This is a genomic window from Devosia rhodophyticola, from assembly GCF_028816475.1.
In the GTDB taxonomy this organism is placed as follows: Bacteria; Pseudomonadota; Alphaproteobacteria; order Rhizobiales; family Devosiaceae; genus Devosia; species Devosia rhodophyticola.
In genome coordinates, this window is sequence record NZ_CP118247.1 from 2599112 (window position 1) to 2616456 (window position 17345).

The window sequence follows — 17345 nt, forward strand, 5'->3', positions numbered from 1 at the left end:
CTGATCCTCAGTGGTTCTTGTCGTTCCACGCTAGATTACGTTCGTGAGCAGAATATTAAGTGAATCTACGTGGATGCGCCACAACAACTCTAAATGATCAAACGCAGCACACCGGGGATGGTTCCCAATGGCAGGGTATCGCCGGGCGGATACTGTTTCAATCGCGCCGGGGGCTGATCAATTTGGCGAAACCCAGTACCAGAATGGCCAGAATGGCGGGCGCCAGAGCCAGCCATGAGGAAGAGGCCCAAAGGGCACCGGTGCCCGCCCACATGATTGAGGCGAAGGCCTCGGACAGGGTTGCGGCGCGCGAGGCGACTTGACGGCGGCGGAACATGGCGCGTCGGGCAACCACACGGAACCACAATTGTATCGCTGTTGCCGAGCCTGCCGATAGCAGCGCGCAGACCGCCGTTACCAGAGCAATCTGGGGCGATGACAGGGCCAGCAGGGCAATCAGTGGCAACAGGATGATGGCAATGATGGTCAGGACTGCTTCAATCTTGGCCGTCAGGATCATGCGGGCGGAAACGGGGGCGGTGACGACCAGATCGTGGGCGTCTTCGCCCGAAATGGCGAGCCATGCCAGTCCGCCCGCCAATTGGCCCGCCGCCATGACCAGCACTGGAACGACAACGACATAGGCGCCTGAATGTTCGCCATAATTGATCCACAGCATCAGGGCGGGTGGCGCCAGATAGAGGATCTGCATAAGTGTTTGCGACAAGAGCCATGGATCGCGCTGGAGCAGTTTCCATTCCTTGAGGCGCAGGACATGTTTTGGCGAGCCGCTTTTGAAGGCGCGGGTGGCGGGACGGCGTTCGGTGCGAATGTGGCTGACGCTGGCGGTCGAAATGGCGTGGTGACCATAGCTGGAGGCAGTGACGGCAATGACGGCGGCGAGCGCGCCAAAGCCCAATAAGGCAACGGGCAGCAATGCAGACAGATCGCCCATGGCGGCGCGGGCGGGGAGCCAGACAAAGCTTGTCAGATCGGGGGTGACTTTGATGACGTCTGAGGATTGCAACAGCGTGAAGCGGGAGAATTTGCCATAGTAGATGATGGCGGCGGCCTGAATGCCGATGATGAAGCCCGCCCCGACGATGGCGGCGATGATCTGGGCGATGAGCCGGGTACGCTTGGCGCCAACGGTATGGAAAAGCGCAATGGTCACCGCGACGGCAATGGCGGCGGACAGGGCGGATATTGCCCCCAACACGCCGAAGGCGGCAAGCCAACGCGGTCCATCGAGCAGCACCAGCACGTCAATTAGCGGGCTAGTCAAAAGGCAGGCCATGGCAAAAGTTGTCAGGGCAACGGCGCCGGTGCGCACCGCAAACAGCCGCTTTGCCGAGGCAGGTGAGGACAGGATGAGATCAAGATCGGCGCGGGCATAATAGACACGGGTCACCGACTCCAGCGCCTGGGACAGCATGACCGACCAGAACAGCAAACCGCCACCAGTCAGCATGACCAGGGTTGGCTTATCGGGGCCAATACCCGTGGCCAGCCAAGACGAAACAATGCCATAGGCGATCAAATGCATAATGAGGGCAGCGACAATAAGGATTGCGCCCAGCACCATGCCGCGAGTGCGGCGACCGCCGGTCATCATGGCGGCCCAGTCGCGCCAGGCGAGGCCCAGTTCGTGGCGGGCAAACCAGGTGATGCTGGCAGGCTGGGCCATCAGGCGGCAACGCCCTGTGCGTCGGTCTGCACCAGATCGAGGAAGATTTCTTCAAGGCTTGTGTTGCCGCGACCGATCCGATTGCGCAATTCGGCCAACGAGCCCTCGGCGATCAGGCGGCCATTGGATATGACGCCGATCCGTTCGGCCATCCGTTCGGCAACCTCAAGAATATGGGTGGTCATGATCACGGTGACGCCTCCGCGAACCTTATTGAGCAGCACATCCTTGACCTGACGAGCCGACCCTGCGTCGAGACCGGTCAGCGGTTCATCGAGAATGATCAGGCGCGGCTCGTGCACCAGCGCGCCGGCAAGGGCGACTTTTTGCAGCATGCCTTTGGAAAAACTGCCGCAAAGGGCATTGGCGTGGGGCGCGAGGCCGAGCCAGTCGAGCAGATCGAGCGCACGTGCCTTGGCGGTGGTCGCATCGATCTGCCAGAGACCGGCGACAAATTCGAGATATTCCAGCGGGGTCAAGCGATCATAGACCATGGGTTCATCGGAGACCCAGGCGATGATCTTTTTGGCGGCGATAGCGTCCTTGCGAGCATCGATGCCAAAGACCGAAATCGCCCCCTCATCGGGCCGCAACAGACCAGCGACCATGCGCAATATTGTCGTCTTGCCCGCGCCATTGGGGCCGAGCAGCGCATAGAATTCGCCAGATCGAATGGTCAGGTCGAGCGCATTGACGACGGGCTTGTCAAAACTTTTGGACAGGCCGGAAATTTCAAGGGCGGCGTTGGGCATGGCGGGCTCGCAGGTCGGAATAGGCGACCAGCCTAGCGGGCAGGCGTTGAAGGGGGTGAACGAGTAGCGTTAACAATTTGGCCGCGTCGCGGCGTCGGTCGATCAGAATTTGAATAGTCGCGATAGATAAAATGCAATGTATTTTGCGCAGCTTTTTCTCAGCTTCGGCCCTGATACTGGCAACCACAACGGAGGTTGACCGGTGGTCGGGATTACGAGCGCACAGAGATTGCAGTTGTCGCGGGCAGACTTTTTTGCCGCGCTGCAAAATTATGGTCGCCCCGCCACCTTGCCAGTGCCGACTGTTCAACAGCTTAGCGCCCGGCCCGAAGTTGCCCGCGAAGCGGCGACGCTCTCGGGATTGAAAAAACTCGATGCCGCGTTGGGCAATGCGCGGTTTCTTGAGCAATCGCGATATGGCGTGACTTCGTTTGAAGAGCGTTACGACACGGCTCCCAAATACAAATTACAAGCCAGCTACCGCACCGAACCTGTAACCCAGTTGGTGCCGATATATGAAGCGCGCGATGTTACCGAGCAACGGGCGATTTTTGGACAGCGAGATGTGTTTGAAACCCGGGACGTATTTGAAGAACGCGACGTATTTGAGGATCGTCCGATATTTGAAACGCGCAATGTCTATGAGACGCGGGATGTTTTTGAGGATCGCCCGATCTATGAGACCCGTGACATTTACGAAACTATTGTCGATGGTTCGCGCGATATTTCCAGCTTTTCCAATCGTAGTGCGTCAGGAGTCGATATCGGCGCCGACTTTTCGGTAAAAGTTGGTGATGGCTCGTTGGCGGTGGTCAAGTTCAGCACCAACAATCGCATCGCGGTGACGAAGGATGGCACGACCACCAATTTCAATTTCAGCACCGGCACCGGCGAATTCGGCAAGGCGCTGGTTTTGGCGCTCGACAGTATCGAGGGGTTGGACGCCAGCCTGTCCGGCGACGGCAAGCTGGGTTTGCAGACGGTGGATGCCCAATCGCTGACGCTGGCCAGTGTTGCCAATGGCTTTCTGGACTTTTCCGGCGATCCATTTGCCGATCTTGGTTTGCAGGCAGGGACGACAGAAGCCAGCGTTACGGGCACTGAGCAAGTGCAGATTGGCACTGAGCAGGTCAAGATCGGCACAGAAGACGTGCTGGTGGGGACCGAAGAGGTGCAGGTGGGGACCGAGCAGGTCAAGATTGGCACCGAGCAGGTCAAGACCGGCGCCGAACAGGTCAAGACAGGCGAAGAGACAGTGCAGACCGGTGTTGAAACTGTCGTGGTCGGCACTGAGCAGGTGCAGGTGGGTACGCAAACCATTACCACCGGAACACAGCAGGTCGAGAGTGGGCGCAGTTATGTTCGGGATGGTGAGCAGCAGATATTTCGGGGCTATCGCGTTGTAAATGACAGAAGTGATCCCGACGACGCACGGCTGACCACGGAAAGTCGCCGCGCCATCGTGGCGGCGGTCCAGGCGCTCGACACGGCAATCGGACCCGACAAGCTGGCCAACGGCGCTGACAACCGATTTGCGGGCCTGCGCGATCAGTTGGACCTCGACAAGGTCCGGTTTGCCTTTATTCGTGGCGATCTGAGCACGCTGGGGCTCAAGCTGGCGGTGGCGCTAAAGGCCTATGGCGACAAGGCGGCCGCGAATGCATCTGCCTCGGGGCGCTACGCCTGAGCGTTGCGGAGCTGCCGGGCGGGTGTTCACGCGAAAATGACATGGAGATGGCGCTATTGGTACGTGCTGTAACCCATCGCTAGGCAATTGCGAATAGGGTTGGTGTATTGCGTGAGGCACAAATGGCGATCAGTACCGATTATCCCAGGCCCATCATTGTAAATGGCTACCAATGCCGCAATTGCGACGATGTTGCAGAGGCCAAGAAGTTCATTGATCCCGCCCATCCAGACGCGGCATTGTCCGGGACGGATGCGCGCCAGGATAATTTGGTGACGGACATCCAGAACAGCAAATCTGGCATTGAACCCAGGCCGAATGCCGTCAGTTTCGGTGGTACATTGAGCCAGCGCGAAGGCGATAGCGGCCGTGGAGCGGTGAGTGCGCCGAACCCGCCATCCGGTTTAGGGTTGGTGTTTGACAAGTCGGCTTGATGTATCGGAGGCGGCACCCGATGATGCCGCCTCGATTTTTGTCGGCTAGAGCGTAATGCGGTAGATGCCGAACCCATCGTCGCTGGTCTTGCCGGTCGACTCTATTTTTACCGCCGAAACGTCAGCAACGTGATCGGCTGCCTTGGGGCCGGTTTCGAACAACACCGTTGTGCCCCCGATTGGCGCCAGCGCCCAGTTGCTATCAGCAGAGGGGTTGATGGTGCCGTTTTCAACGATGAAGCGGACCAACAGGTCGCGGTTGGTGTCCGGTCCCTTGAAGATGATGACGTCGGGGCCGATGCCGGGGAAGTTGCCGCCGCCACCGGCGCGATAATTGTTGGTGGCGATGACGAATTCGGCGGCTGGATCAATCGGCTTGCCTTCATACATCAGATCAATGATGCGGCTGGCGTCCGGATTTGGCTCTTCCTTGCCGTCGGCAGAGAAGCGCGAGGGCTGGGTGAGGTCGATCTTGTAGGTGACCCCGTCGATGACGTCGAAATTGTAGGACGGGAAATCATTGTTGATCAGGGGCGCGTCGACGGCACCTTTTTCGACCTGATTAAAGATGCCTGCGGAGCGTTCCAGCCAGTTCTTGACGTCGGCGCCGGTGATTTTTACCGCCTGAATGGTATTTGGATAGAGGTAAAGATCGGCCACATTCTTGATGGCGACAGGACCGACAGGGACGTCGGTATAATAATCAGCGCCGCCACGACCACCAGCCTTGAAGGGGGCCGCTGCAGACAGGATGGGGAGGGCTTCCCATTGGGTGCCCTTCATCATCTGTTTCAAATACCAGGTCTGTGCCTGTGAAACGATCTGGACGGACGGGTCATCGGCGACCAGGGCAAAATATGAGTAGAGTGGTGCGGAGGTTTCGCCAACCGGGCGGCGCACATATTCAATGGTTTCGTCGTGATCGGTCTGGGCAGCGGCGGCAACCGTGGCTTCGTTTTCAACCAAGGGCTGAACCTTGCCATCGACACGCTCGAAAATCGGGCGGGCTTCGGAGGTATGGGAAAGGACAGCCCATTTGCCCTCGGCATCCTGTTCGAGCAGCAAGTCGATCAAGCCCATATGGGAACCCCAGAATCCAGCCATGACGGCAGGCTTGCCGTTCAGGGTGCCAGCGTCGGTATCGGCACCGGGAATGTCGGCATAATCGGGGCCGGGGAAGACGCGATGCTGGTGGCCAGTCAGGACGACGTCGATGCCATCAACAGCGGCGAGCTGAAGCGAGGCGTTTTCCGCGCCGGGGGTGTCGTCGTCAGCAATGCCGGAGTGCGACAGGGCAATCACCAGATCAACGCCCATAGCGCGGATTTTGGGAATATAGGCCTTTGCGGTTTCAACGATGTCGCGGGTGCTGACCTTGCCCTGCAGATGGGTGGCATCCCAAGTCATGATCTGGGGTGGCAGAAAGCCGATAAGGCCGATCTTGACGGTGGATTTGGCACCGGCACCGTCGGTTACTTCCTTTTCGATGATGCGGAACGGCTCGAGATAGGTTTCGTCGTCCAGCGGATCGGCGGCAAGCGTGTCGCCCTTGACCAGATTGGCGGAAACGAACGGGAAGTTGGCACCCGACAGGGCCTGATCGAGGTAATCGAGACCATAGTTGAATTCGTGATTGCCCAAGGTCGCGGCTTCGTAGCCCAGCGTGTTCATGGCTGCGATCATGGGGTGAACATGGTCGGTGAGGCCCTTTTCATAGGCGATATAGTCGCCCATTGGATTGCCCTGAATGATATCGCCATTGTCGATCAGCATGGAGTTGCCCGCTTCGGCGCGGATCGAGTCGATGATTGAAGCGGTACGCGCCAGACCCATGGTATCGTTGGGCTTGTCAGCGTAATAATCATAGGGGAAGACCGCGACGTGCAAATCGGTTGTTTCGATGATGCGCAAATGGGCCTGGTTGGCCTGCGCGCTGGCAGCAAAAGGATGCAATACAGCCATCGCACCGATGCTGGCAGAGCCGGCAAGGAACGTACGACGAGATAGTTTAGGATCAAATTTCATCACATTTCTCCACGACAGATTACTGGTTGAAACGGGCAGAACGGAACCTAGCCGATTATATTCGATCAGGCCTGGGTGAGCGCTGTTGGGCCTCACGTGCCGCTGCATGGTGACGCTGCGATGACGGCGGCGCCCAGAGTGTTAGGATTTTTGGACCATATGGTCAAATATTTTTACATTACGATTTGCCCTGCACCAGATATGTATGTTGGGGACAGTAAAATGGAGACAAATCCATGAAGTGGCGTGGGCGGGAGCGCAGCTCCAATATTGACGATCGGCGCGGCGCGGGTGGCCGACCCGGCGGCTTGAGCGGCGGTCTCGGGCGGGGCGGTTTTCGCATTCCGACAGGCGGGGGCCGCGGCGGCGGCGGTCGTGGTGGCGGGATAGGGCTGGTTGGGATTGTAGTGATTCTGGGTCTGATCTGGGTCACGACCGGGCAAAATCCGATTGATATCATTTCAGGTATGAACGGGGCACCGACCACTTCGAGTTCGGCAGCCCAGCGTCCGTTGCCATCAGCCGGGCAGGACGAACTGGCCGATTTTGTTGGCGTGGTGGTCAAGGAAACCGAAGATTTGTGGACGCAGAAATTTGCCGACGCCGGGTCGCAGTATAGTGCGCCGGTCGTGGTGCTGTTCAGCGGCGGCACTCAATCGGGGTGCGGCGTGGCGGACGCAAGAACCGGGCCATTTTATTGTCCCGAAGATCAGAAGGTTTATATAGATCTGGCATTCTATGATCAGCTTAGGCAGGAGTTCGGGGCGCCGGGGGATTTTGCCCAGGCCTATGTGCTGGCCCATGAAGTGGGGCATCATGTGCAGAACCTGACTGGCGTATTGCCGCAGTTCAATCGGGCGCGGGCGAGCATGAGCGCCACCGAGGCCAATGCTTATTCGGTGCGGGTGGAATTGCAGGCCGATTGCTATGCCGGCATTTGGGCCAATTATGCCGGTGAGCAAAATCTGGTTGAAACCGGTGATTTCGAGGAGGCTTTGAACGCCGCCGACCAGATTGGTGATGATACGCTGCAAAAACGAATGCAGGGCTATGCGGTGCCCAAGACCTTCAATCACGGCACATCCAAGCAGCGCCAGACCTGGTTTGCGCGCGGCTATCAGAGCGGCGATGTCAGCCAGTGTGATACTTTTTCAGGCTCGGTCTGAACAGGCACGAATTGAAAAAGGCCGCTCCCATCGCTGGGGCGGCCTTAACTTTTTGGTCACGGCGCAATCAGGCGGCGGGCGCTACATATTCCGGTTTCTGGGCGAGCCCTTTTTGTGCCCGCACGTGATTAAGAAAGCGCGTGAACAGATAGTGGCTGTCGCGCGGGCCGGGGCTGGCCTCGGGGTGGTACTGGACCGAGAATACCGGCTTGCCATCCACCGATAGACCAGCATTTGAGCCATCAAACAGCGAAACGTGGGTTTCGGTGATGCCTGGGGGCAGGCTGGCTTTTTCGACGGCGAAGCCATGGTTCATTGAGGTGATCTCGACCTTGCCGGTGGTCAAATCCTTGACCGGATGGTTGGCGCCGTGATGACCCTGATGCATTTTTGTGGTGGTGGCACCCAGTGCGAGGCCGAGCAACTGATGGCCCAGGCAAATGCCGAACATGGGCTTGCCGGTATCGAGCAGGGTCTTGATGGTGGGGACCGCATATTGGCCGGTGGCCGCCGGATCGCCAGGGCCGTTGGACAGGAAAATGCCATCGGGATTGTGTGACAGAATATCGGCCGCCGAGGCGCTGGCAGGGACAACCGTTACTTTGGCGCCCTGATCGGCGAGGCAGCGCAGGATATTGCGCTTGGCGCCGAAATCGACGGCGACGATATGAAATTCGGGGTCTTCGAGGGTGCCGTAGCCTTCGCCCAGTTTCCAGCCAGTCTGATCCCAGTGGTAGGTCTGGGCGGTGGTGACTTCGCGCGCCAGATCGAGGCCAACAAGACCGGGGAAGGCGTTGAGTTCGGCCTTGATCGAGGCTTCATCGAAATGGCCGTCGGGGGCGTGTGCCACAACGCCATTGGGCATGCCCGACTGGCGGATCAGCGCGGTGAGCGCCCGCGTGTCGATGCCGGTGATGCCAACGATGTTGCGTTTCTTGAGCCAGGTATCGAGTTTTTCGAGGGAACGATAATTGGACGGGTTGGTAATGTCGGCCTTGAGCACGACGCCGCGTACGCCCGATAGCGCGGCCATATTGACGGTTTCGGTATCTTCGTCATTGGCCCCGACATTGCCGATGTGCGGGAAGGTGAAGGTAACGATCTGGCCAGCGTAGGAAGGGTCGGTCAGAATTTCCTGATAGCCGGTCATGGCGGTATTGAAGCAGATCTCGCCAGCCGAATGGCCGACGGCACCAATGCCGCGGCCTTCGAGGCGCGTGCCATCGGCCAAAATCAGGAGGGCGGTCGCGGGTGATTGTTCCCAGCCGGTCATGGTGGAGCTCCTTGGTGTGTGCGTCGTGTGGCAACGGCACGAATAGTGCGGGGCACTGTTCGTTGTCACGGTCTGCGCAATGGCGGTTGAGAGCTTCTCTTAAGAGGGGCGTCTTCAACACGCAAGTGGCATAGTGGCGTTTGCAGCGCTATATGGGGGTGAAACAGCATTGGGCAAGAGGACTAAATAGATGCGCGAACAATTCAGCGAAGGCCTCAAACTGGCTCTTAAGGCCCGCGATGCACGGCGCACGTCGACCTTGCGGATGATCAATTCAGCGATCAACGACAAGGACATCGCCGCGCGCGGCGAGAATCGTGGCCCGGCAACCAACGAAGAAATTCTGGTGCTGCTGCAAAAAATGGTCAAACAGCGCGAAGAAAGCTTTGCCATTTATGTCGAAGCGGGTCGCACGGATCTGGCGACCGTGGAGAAGGAAGAGATCGACATTCTCAACGAGTTCCTGCCCAAAGGGCTGAGCGAGGCGGAAGTGGATGCCGCTATTGCTGCTGCGATTGCCGCGACTGGCGCTGAGGGGCCCAAGGACATGGGCAAGGTCATTGGTCAGCTCAAGGCCGATTATCCGGGGCGGATCGATTTTGGCAAGGCTTCGGGCAAGGTCAAGGCGGCCTTGATCGGCGGTTAGGCTGGTGTTGCGGCCAGTGACGGGGGTATTGCGCCCGTCCGGCGCTCCCAGACGTAGGAAATGAACGCCACCGCGAAAGCCAGGGTCAGCGTTCCCGCGCCGACCCAGGGAAGGGCGCGATAGCCAGCGGGCGATTGCAGCACCAAGCCGCCCACAGCCGCGCCGATGGCGATGCCGATATTGAAGCCGGTGGGGATCAGCGATGAGGCCAGGTTTGGCGCATCACCGGCCCATTGCAACACCCGCGATTGGACCGGGGCGCTGAACGAAAAATTTATGCCACCCCAGACGAACATGGCGATCGCCATGGGCAGCGGATAGGGGCTGGCGAGAAAAAGCACTACATGGATTGCAGCCAATAGCGCCAGAATGGTGATCAGCGACGGCATCAAGCGCCAATCGGCAAGGCGTCCCCCGGCGAAAACGCCAATTGTCGAACCGGTGCCCAAGAGCAAGAGCAGCCAGGGGAGCAAACTTGCGTCAACGCCGGTGATGGTAAGCAGCAACGGGGCTATATAGGTGAAAATGCTGGCCTGTCCGATCATTGCCAGAATGACGATGAGCAGGGACAGAATGATCTGCTGGCGCCCCAACGCCTTGAACTCGCGACGAAAACTGGACCTGGTCGATGCAGTGCTAATGGTTTTGGGCAGGTAGAGCGCGATGGCGATGGTTGCCAGCAGGCCTAGGCCACCGACCGCCCAGAACGTGGCTCGCCAGCCCAGAACATTGCCGATTGCCGTGCCGCCGGGCACGCCTAGAATAGTTGAGACGGTCAAGCCGGACAGTATGAGCGCGACTGCGGAACCGCGTTTATGGGGCGGTACCAGACCGGTCGCAACGATCGAGGCGACGCCAAAATAGGTGCCGTGCACGGCGGCCACCAGAACGCGGGCCGCCATGAGGGTTTCAAAATTCGGGGCGAGCGCACACAGAACCTGCCCAATGGTGAAAATGGTGCTGAGACCCAGAATCAGCGTCTTGCGACTGAGTTTTTTGGAAAAGACCGCCAACACCGGACCGCCCAGTGCAATGCCGACAGCATAGCCGGTGACGAGATAGCCCGCCGTAGGGATGGAAATGGTCAGGCCGGTTGCGACCTCCGGCAAGACGCCAGCGATGACGAATTCGGCAGTGCCGAAAGCGAAAGCGGCGACAAACAGGGCGATTAGCGGCAGCGACATGGGTAAACCGGCGAGCGGGTCTCAAGGGAAAGCCTGCTCAGACCACGGGGCGGTGGATGACGCAACGCACATTTGTTGTTGATGAGTTCTCAAAAACTTGAATGGCGAATATTACCAGCTACATTTGAGGGAGGCCCATGATGGGGAATGGAGACTGAAATGGCGGTATCTACAGAGACCAAGCGCCGGTTTGCGGCGGCGACGGCGTTGCGCGGCGTGCTGATGCTGTTGGCGGGGCTTTATACGCTGATCTGGCCGGGGCAGGCGCTGACGGTGCTGGTGCTGTTTGGCGGCATATTGCTGATTGTTGATGGCGTGCTGGGGCTTTGGAGCCTGACGTTTGGTGGCGGCAAGAGCGGCAATTACTGGTTTGACGTGGTCGCCAATGCGCTCAGCCTTATTCTCGGGATATTGATTTTCATCAGCCCACTGATCGCAACCATCCTGACCGCTTCATTGTTGGCAACGCTGGTCGGCATTGTGGCACTGGGCGTTGGCATCATGCAGATGGTTGTGGTGGTGCGGGAGCGGGCGCTTTATGCCCATATCTGGCCCGTCATCCTGTCTGGCGTCAGCTATGTCGTCATTGGGCTGGTGTTCCTGTTTTTTCCATTGGTCAGCACCACGGTCATGGTGATGTTTGGCGGGATCATGTTGATCGTTTTGTCGCTCGGTCTTTTTGGCTGGGCGTGGAAACTTTATCAGCGGACGCGCTCGGCCTAGTACCGAAAATCAGTGACAGAGCGCAGGGTAACGCTTAGGTAGAGCCATGCGTTTTACCGACCAGTTTCTTGAAGAGATCCGCCAGCGCCTGCCGATAACGCAGGTGGTGGGCGAGCATGTGCTCTGGGACAAACGCAAGAGCCAGCCCGGGCGCGGCGACATGTGGGCGTGCTGCCCGTTTCATGGCGAAAAGAGCCCCAGTTTCCATGCAGACGATAATCGCGGCATCTACCATTGCTTTGGCTGTGGGGTGACGGGCGATCATTTTCGGTTTCTGACCGAAAAAGTGGGCATGAGTTTTCCCGAAGCTGTGGAGCGATTGGCCGAAATGGCCGGAGTGCCGATGCCGGCGCGTGACGAGCGGCAGGAAAAGCGCGAAGCGGCGCAGCGCAGCCTGATTGATGTTATGGAACTGGCGGCGAAATATTTTGAGGCGGGGCTCGTGCACAATATCGGGGCCAAAGCGCGCGGCTATCTGTTTGATCGCGGCGTTTCGGCGACCGCGCAAACACGGTTTCGGCTGGGCTTTGCGCCCGACAGTCGCAATGGATTGAAGGAGCATCTGGCGCTCAATGGGGTGTCGGCGCAGGACATGATTGATACCGGGCTGGTGACCAGCCGCGAGGGCGATCCGCTGACATATGACCGGTTCCGCAATCGGGTGATGTTTCCGATCACTGATTTTCGCGGACGGGTGATTGCCTTTGGCGGGCGAGCGCTGTCCTCCGATGTACCGGCAAAATATCTCAATTCGCCCGAAACCGAACTGTTTCACAAACGGCAGGTGCTTTATAACGGACAGGCGGCGCGGCAGGCGGCGCGCGATGGCAAGAGCGTCATTGTGGTTGAGGGCTATCTTGATGTGATCGCCGCCGTTTCGGCCGGCTTTGAGGGGACGGTGGCGCCGTTGGGCACGGCCTTGACCGAAGAGCATCTGGTATTGTTGTGGCGAATGAGCGATGAGCCGGTCTTATGCTTTGATGGCGACAAGGCGGGGTTGAAGGCTGCCGAGCGCGCCGCCGACATCGTGATGCCGCATCTAAAGCCCGGACAAACCGTAAAAATTGCGACGTTGCCCGAGGGGCAGGACCCCGATGATCTGATCAAGGCGCAGGGGCGCGGTGCCTTTGCCGATGTGATCGAGCGGGCGCGGAGCCTGTCGGATATGATCTGGAGCATGGAAACTGGCGGGCTGGTGCCCGAAACACCCGAAGCGCGGGCGGCTTTGCAGGCCAAGCTGCGCGAACGGGCCAATTCGATCCAGGATTCATCGGTGCGGTTTCACTATGGCCAGGCGTTCGATGAAAAGCTGAAGGCGTTTTTTACACCCAGCCGCAGCGGTTATGATCCGCGTGGCGGTGGGCGAAGCAATTATGGACAGGGTGGCTACGGGCAGAAAAATTACGGGCAAAAGGGATTTGGGCGCGGCAGTCCCAAGCTGGTGTTGTCGGATACGCTGCGCAATTCGCGCATCGTCAAACCCAATTTGGCCAATAGCGATGCGACACCGCGCGAGGCAGCGATCATCATGTCGCTGGTCAATCATCCAGGCCTTGTCGAAGATCATTTTGAAGAACTGGCGATGCTGGATCTGGAAACGCCCATGGCGCACAAAATCATTGGGGCCATTCTCGACCTTGTGATGCGGGATCACGATATTTCGGCGGCCAATCTGGGCGAGGCGCTGGGGGTGCGCGGATTTGGTGAAACTATCGGGCGGATGCGCCAGTTATTGAACAGGCAGGGGGTGTGGCAAATATCTTCTGAGATCGCACAAACTGATGCGGAGACGGGATTGAGTCACGCGCTGGCCTTGCATAACAAGAAAGTTCAGCTAAATAAGGAACTCAAGGCAGCCGAAGCGGCGCTGGGCGAAGCCCCGAGCGAAGAAACCTTTGAAAGGCTGCGAGACATTAAGAACCAGATAACCACTGTCGATGGCACTGAGGCATTGATCGAAGGATTTGGTTCGCTATCGGGGCGCGCTACACGCAGTTTCTAGAAAAATTTCTAGAACCGGCGCGTATGCGCGATTTTGCGTATGGCGATATATGCAAAAGGCCGAGCGAACCACAGGAAGCCATGTTAACACTTGGTTTACCAAACCTTTACCTAGTCTTGAGCTATCCCCATTTATGACCTTACCGGCACCCGGCCGCTGACGGGTCCCGAGGAGCACCAGATGGCCACTAAGGCAGCTACCAAAACGACCAAGGATGCCGAAAAGCCCGAATCGGGCACACCGGCTGCGGGCGCTGAGACCACCAACGACAGCCCGTTACTCGATTTATCCGATGCCGCGGTCAAAAAACTGATCAAGGTCGCCAAAAAACGCGGCTATGTGACGTACGAAGAACTCAACGCCGTGATGCCTGCCGAGGAAGTTTCCTCCGAGCAGATCGAAGACATCATGTCCATGTTCTCCGACATGGGCATCAATGTGGTCGATGAGGACGAGGTCGAAGAGACCGAGGTGGAAAAGGACGAAGAGGAAAGCCAGGAACTGGCACCTTCCACCGGGACCGCCGTTGCCTCGAAATCCAACACCCGCGAAGGCAGCGACCGGACCGATGATCCGGTGCGCATGTATCTGCGCGAAATGGGTTCGGTTGAGCTTTTGTCACGCGAAGGCGAAATTGCCATCGCCAAGCGGATTGAGGCCGGCCGCGAGACCATGATCGAAGGGCTTTGCGAAAGTCCATTGACCTTCCAGGCCATTATCATCTGGCGCGATCAGTTGGGTGAAGGCGAAATCCTATTGCGCGACATCATTGATCTGGAAGCCACGTACGCGGGCCCCGACGCCAAGCAGGCGGCGCCCGCACCGGTGCAGGGACCGATCAGCCTGACGGTTGCGGCCAAGCTTGAAAGCGTCAACGCTGAAAAGGCCAAGGTCGCGGCGGCAAATGCGCGGCGTGCGGCCAGTGCCAATGGCGAATATGTGCCCGAAGAGCCCGAGGCGCCGCAGGATCCCCCGCCTGATGACGATGATGATGAATATGAAAATGCATTGTCGCTGTCTGCCATGGAAGCGGAACTGAAGCCGCAGGTGGTGGAAACTTTTGACCGTATTGCCGAGGCATATGGCAAAATGCGTGTCATGCAGGACCGGCACGCTGAAGATCGTGCGGTTGATGTCAGCGATGCCGACAATAAAAAGCTCAATGTGCTGCGCACCGAGGTGATTGCCGACGTCAAATCACTGTCGCTCAACAATAGCCGTATCGAAAGTCTGGTTGAGCAGCTTTACGACATCAACAAGCGACTGGTGCGGCTCGAAGGTCGGCTGTTGCGTCTGGCTGAAAGCTATGGGGTAACGCGCGAGTCGTTCCTTGAAAGCTATTATGGTTCGGAGCTGAACCCGGCCTGGGAAGAAAATCTGGCCACCAACGCTGGCAAGGGCTGGGGCGAATTTGCCAAGCGCGAAGCGGACACAATTGCCGAATTGCGCGGCGATATCGCCACGCTCGCCACCGAAACCGGTCTTGATATCGCCGAGTACCGCCGGATTGTGCACAAGGTACAAAAGGGCGAACGCGAGGCAGCCATTGCCAAGAAGGAAATGGTTGAAGCCAACCTGCGTCTGGTGATCTCGATTGCCAAGAAGTACACCAACCGTGGTTTGCAATTTCTGGATCTCATTCAGGAAGGCAATATCGGGCTGATGAAGGCTGTCGATAAGTTCGAGTATCGGCGCGGTTACAAGTTCTCGACCTATGCGACATGGTGGATCCGGCAGGCGATCACCCGCTCGATTGCCGATCAGGCGCGGACCATCCGTATTCCGGTACACATGATCGAAACGATCAACAAGATCGTGCGCACCAGTCGGCAGATGCTGCATGAAATCGGGCGTGAGCCGACCCCTGAGGAATTGAGCGAAAAGTTGCAGATGCCTTTGGATAAGGTGCGCAAGGTTCTCAAGATTGCCAAAGAGCCGATTTCGCTCGAAACCCCAATCGGGGACGAGGAAGACAGCAATCTGGGCGATTTCATTCAGGACGTGAACGCCACCCAGCCGATTGACGCGGCAATCCAGTCCAATCTGCGCGAAACAACGACGCGGGTTCTGGCGTCGTTGACGCCGCGTGAAGAGCGCGTGTTGCGCATGCGATTTGGTATCGGCATGAACACTGACCACACGCTTGAAGAAGTTGGCCAACAGTTTTCGGTGACGCGCGAACGTATTCGGCAGATCGAGGCCAAGGCGTTGCGTAAACTTAAACACCCAAGCCGCTCGCGCAAGTTGCGGAGCTTCCTGGACAATTAAAGGGTAGAGCGAATGGTGGCGGCGCGCCTGAAAATAACGGCGATCCGCGCCATTGTGCCGTTCAAGCTGGTGGTGACGTTTACGGACGGTTCGAGCGGTACGTTTGATGCCGCTCCCATGATCGGGGAGCGGGGCGAGGGCACCGAGGCCTTGCGTGACCGGCGCTTTTTCGGGCAGGTTGAACTGAGTAATGGCGTGCCCACCTGGCCAAACTATTTTCACCTGTCGCCAGACTGGTTGCGCGAAGAAATGCAAAAACGCGGCGAATTGCAACTGCCGCTGCCGGTGCGCCGTCCGCGGTATTAGTGCCGAACCGATCGAAGGAGTAGGTCATGTCGTTTCTCAAAAAGCTGTTCGGGGGCGGGGAAGCCAGTTCTGATGAGCCCAAGGGCGACGCAGTGCTCGGCAAAGAGGACTACAAGGACTTCACCATCAAGGCGATTGAGATGCGGGCCGGGAGCGAATATCAGCTGGCTGGCACCATCGAAAAAGAGGTGGACGGTGAGATCAAGAGCTACAGGTTCGTGCGGGCTGACCGGATGGGCAGCAAGGATGATCTGATTGCGCTGGCGATCAACAAAGGTCGGCAGATCATCGACGAACAGGGTACCGGTATTTTCAACTAGGGCCGGACAAGCCAGAAATTGCAAGATTTTTGAGGGGCACCCGCCAGGCGGCGAGTGGTCCGTGAACGGCTGAATTGGAGTGACTATCATGGCAAGAAAGCCAACCGCGCGCAGCGAATTTGTGATGTTCGATGTAATTTATGAAGATGGCAGCCAGCGCTCCAACCGTAAGGTCGACGCCAGTCTGCTTGGCGGGCTTGATGGCGATGAGCCGGCCCGCACCGCGATCATGGAGCAGGATCAGGCTATTTCGGAAAAGTCCGGCATTCCGCCTTTGGCGATCAAGTCCATCAAGCGCTCGGGTAAATAGACAAAATCCACCAGATAAACAAAAGCCCCGGCGGGCCGACCGGGGCTTAGTTGCGCCGCCTGAGCGGCGCGAAGGTAATTCTTGTTATTGGGCAGCCGGCGCGGCGGCACCGTCAGCTGGTTCTGCAGCAGGGGCTGCGGGGGCAGCTTCAACGGCAGGAGCAGCTTCTGTAGCCGGGGCTGCATCAGTGGCTGGAACAACAGGGGCCTCAGTCATAGGGGCAGGAGCTGTTTCGGGCGCAGCTGGGACAGCGGGTGCTTCAACCGCAGGCGCGGCACCGGCATCGACTGCCGTGGACGTCCCGGAATTGGCCGAGAAGATCAGATAACCAATAGCCAACAGGGCGAGCACGACGACGACGCCGACGAACCATGCTGTGCCATTGCTTTCACGCGTGTAGACCGCGCGGCTGCTATCATTGGAGTAGAGATTGTCACGATCGGGGGTTGCCATGATCTGGCTCCTTTGTTTCACCGTACGGCAAGAGAACGCGGGCACTGATGAATCGTTCCCGAAAATGTGTTCACCGCAAGAATTCTATATTTTCCATATATTTCAATGA

At 58.3% G+C, this 17345-nt stretch carries 16 protein-coding genes; 10 read left to right on the forward strand and 6 right to left on the reverse strand.

All coding sequences use genetic code 11. From position 1 onward, the window contains the following. Nucleotides 1-157 precede the first annotated feature (157 nt). Together PSQ90_RS12760 and PSQ90_RS12765 are read right to left on the reverse strand one after the other, a co-directional pair. The gene (locus PSQ90_RS12760) at nt 158-1687 is read right to left on the reverse strand and encodes a permease (RefSeq protein WP_282210674.1); all 1530 of its coding nucleotides are present in this window, start codon (nt 1685-1687) and stop codon (nt 158-160) included. Further along, entirely contained in the window at nt 1687-2439 is a 753-nt protein-coding gene (locus PSQ90_RS12765; protein ID WP_282210675.1) for an ABC transporter ATP-binding protein, read from the reverse strand. The genes PSQ90_RS12760 and PSQ90_RS12765 overlap by 1 nt, the downstream gene beginning before the upstream one ends. A gap of 235 nt (nt 2440-2674) precedes the next feature. On the opposite strand from PSQ90_RS12765, the gene PSQ90_RS12770 reads away from it, so the two are divergent. Further along, complete coding sequence (locus PSQ90_RS12770; protein WP_282210676.1) at nt 2675-4126, forward strand: hypothetical protein; 1452 nt, start codon at nt 2675-2677, stop codon at nt 4124-4126. Between the two features lie 122 nt (nt 4127-4248). Next, the gene (locus PSQ90_RS12775) at nt 4249-4560 is read left to right on the forward strand and encodes a hypothetical protein (RefSeq protein WP_282210677.1); all 312 of its coding nucleotides are present in this window, start codon (nt 4249-4251) and stop codon (nt 4558-4560) included. Nucleotides 4561-4605: 45 nt separating this feature from the next. On the opposite strand, the gene PSQ90_RS12780 is transcribed toward PSQ90_RS12775, so the two are convergent. After that, the gene (locus PSQ90_RS12780; RefSeq protein WP_282210678.1) at nt 4606-6585 is read right to left on the reverse strand and encodes a bifunctional 2',3'-cyclic-nucleotide 2'-phosphodiesterase/3'-nucleotidase; all 1980 of its coding nucleotides are present in this window, start codon (nt 6583-6585) and stop codon (nt 4606-4608) included. Nucleotides 6586-6821: 236 nt separating this feature from the next. On the opposite strand from PSQ90_RS12780, the gene ypfJ reads away from it, so the two are divergent. Next, a complete protein-coding gene (ypfJ, locus tag PSQ90_RS12785) occupies nt 6822-7751 on the forward strand; it encodes a KPN_02809 family neutral zinc metallopeptidase (protein ID WP_282210679.1) in 930 nt (309 codons plus the stop codon). Between the two features lie 67 nt (nt 7752-7818). On the opposite strand, the gene carA is transcribed toward ypfJ, so the two are convergent. Further along, nucleotides 7819-9024 carry a glutamine-hydrolyzing carbamoyl-phosphate synthase small subunit gene (gene carA, locus PSQ90_RS12790; RefSeq protein ID WP_282210680.1) on the reverse strand — a complete coding sequence of 402 codons (1206 nt, stop codon included), beginning with the start codon at nt 9022-9024 and terminating at the stop codon, nt 7819-7821. 190 nt (nt 9025-9214) lie between these two features. Here carA and PSQ90_RS12795 point away from each other — a divergent pair, with 190 nt between their 5' ends. After that, on the forward strand, nt 9215-9670 hold the full coding sequence (locus PSQ90_RS12795) for a GatB/YqeY domain-containing protein (protein WP_282210681.1): 456 nt from the start codon (nt 9215-9217) through the stop codon (nt 9668-9670). On the opposite strand, the gene PSQ90_RS12800 is transcribed toward PSQ90_RS12795, so the two are convergent. Then, nucleotides 9667-10854, reverse strand: coding sequence for an MFS transporter (locus PSQ90_RS12800; protein ID WP_282210682.1), 1188 nt, complete (start codon nt 10852-10854; stop codon nt 9667-9669). The two genes, PSQ90_RS12795 and PSQ90_RS12800, sit on opposite strands and share 4 nt — an antisense overlap. Nucleotides 10855-11013: 159 nt before the next feature. Here PSQ90_RS12800 and PSQ90_RS12805 point away from each other — a divergent pair, with 159 nt between their 5' ends. The 6 genes from PSQ90_RS12805 (at nt 11014) to PSQ90_RS12830 (ending at nt 16783) form a co-directional block, all read left to right on the forward strand. Beyond that, nucleotides 11014-11577: an HdeD family acid-resistance protein gene (locus PSQ90_RS12805; RefSeq protein WP_282210683.1), complete on the forward strand. Its 564-nt coding sequence runs from the start codon at nt 11014-11016 to the stop codon at nt 11575-11577. 46 nt (nt 11578-11623) lie between these two features. Then, entirely contained in the window at nt 11624-13579 is a 1956-nt protein-coding gene (gene dnaG / locus PSQ90_RS12810) for a DNA primase (RefSeq protein WP_282210684.1), read from the forward strand. 180 nt (nt 13580-13759) lie between these two features. Continuing rightward, nucleotides 13760-15847, forward strand: a complete 2088-nt coding sequence (gene rpoD, locus PSQ90_RS12815; RefSeq protein ID WP_282210685.1) for an RNA polymerase sigma factor RpoD — start codon at nt 13760-13762, stop codon at nt 15845-15847. Between the two features lie 12 nt (nt 15848-15859). Then, nucleotides 15860-16153: a DUF2442 domain-containing protein gene (locus PSQ90_RS12820; protein WP_282210686.1), complete on the forward strand. Its 294-nt coding sequence runs from the start codon at nt 15860-15862 to the stop codon at nt 16151-16153. 26 nt (nt 16154-16179) lie between these two features. Further along, nucleotides 16180-16473, forward strand: a complete 294-nt coding sequence (locus PSQ90_RS12825; protein WP_282210687.1) for an HlyU family transcriptional regulator — start codon at nt 16180-16182, stop codon at nt 16471-16473. 88 nt (nt 16474-16561) lie between these two features. Continuing rightward, nucleotides 16562-16783 carry a hypothetical protein gene (locus PSQ90_RS12830; RefSeq protein ID WP_282210688.1) on the forward strand — a complete coding sequence of 74 codons (222 nt, stop codon included), beginning with the start codon at nt 16562-16564 and terminating at the stop codon, nt 16781-16783. 84 nt (nt 16784-16867) lie between these two features. On the opposite strand, the gene PSQ90_RS12835 is transcribed toward PSQ90_RS12830, so the two are convergent. Beyond that, the gene (locus PSQ90_RS12835) at nt 16868-17236 is read right to left on the reverse strand and encodes a hypothetical protein (protein WP_282210689.1); all 369 of its coding nucleotides are present in this window, start codon (nt 17234-17236) and stop codon (nt 16868-16870) included. Nucleotides 17237-17345: the final 109 nt, after the last annotated feature.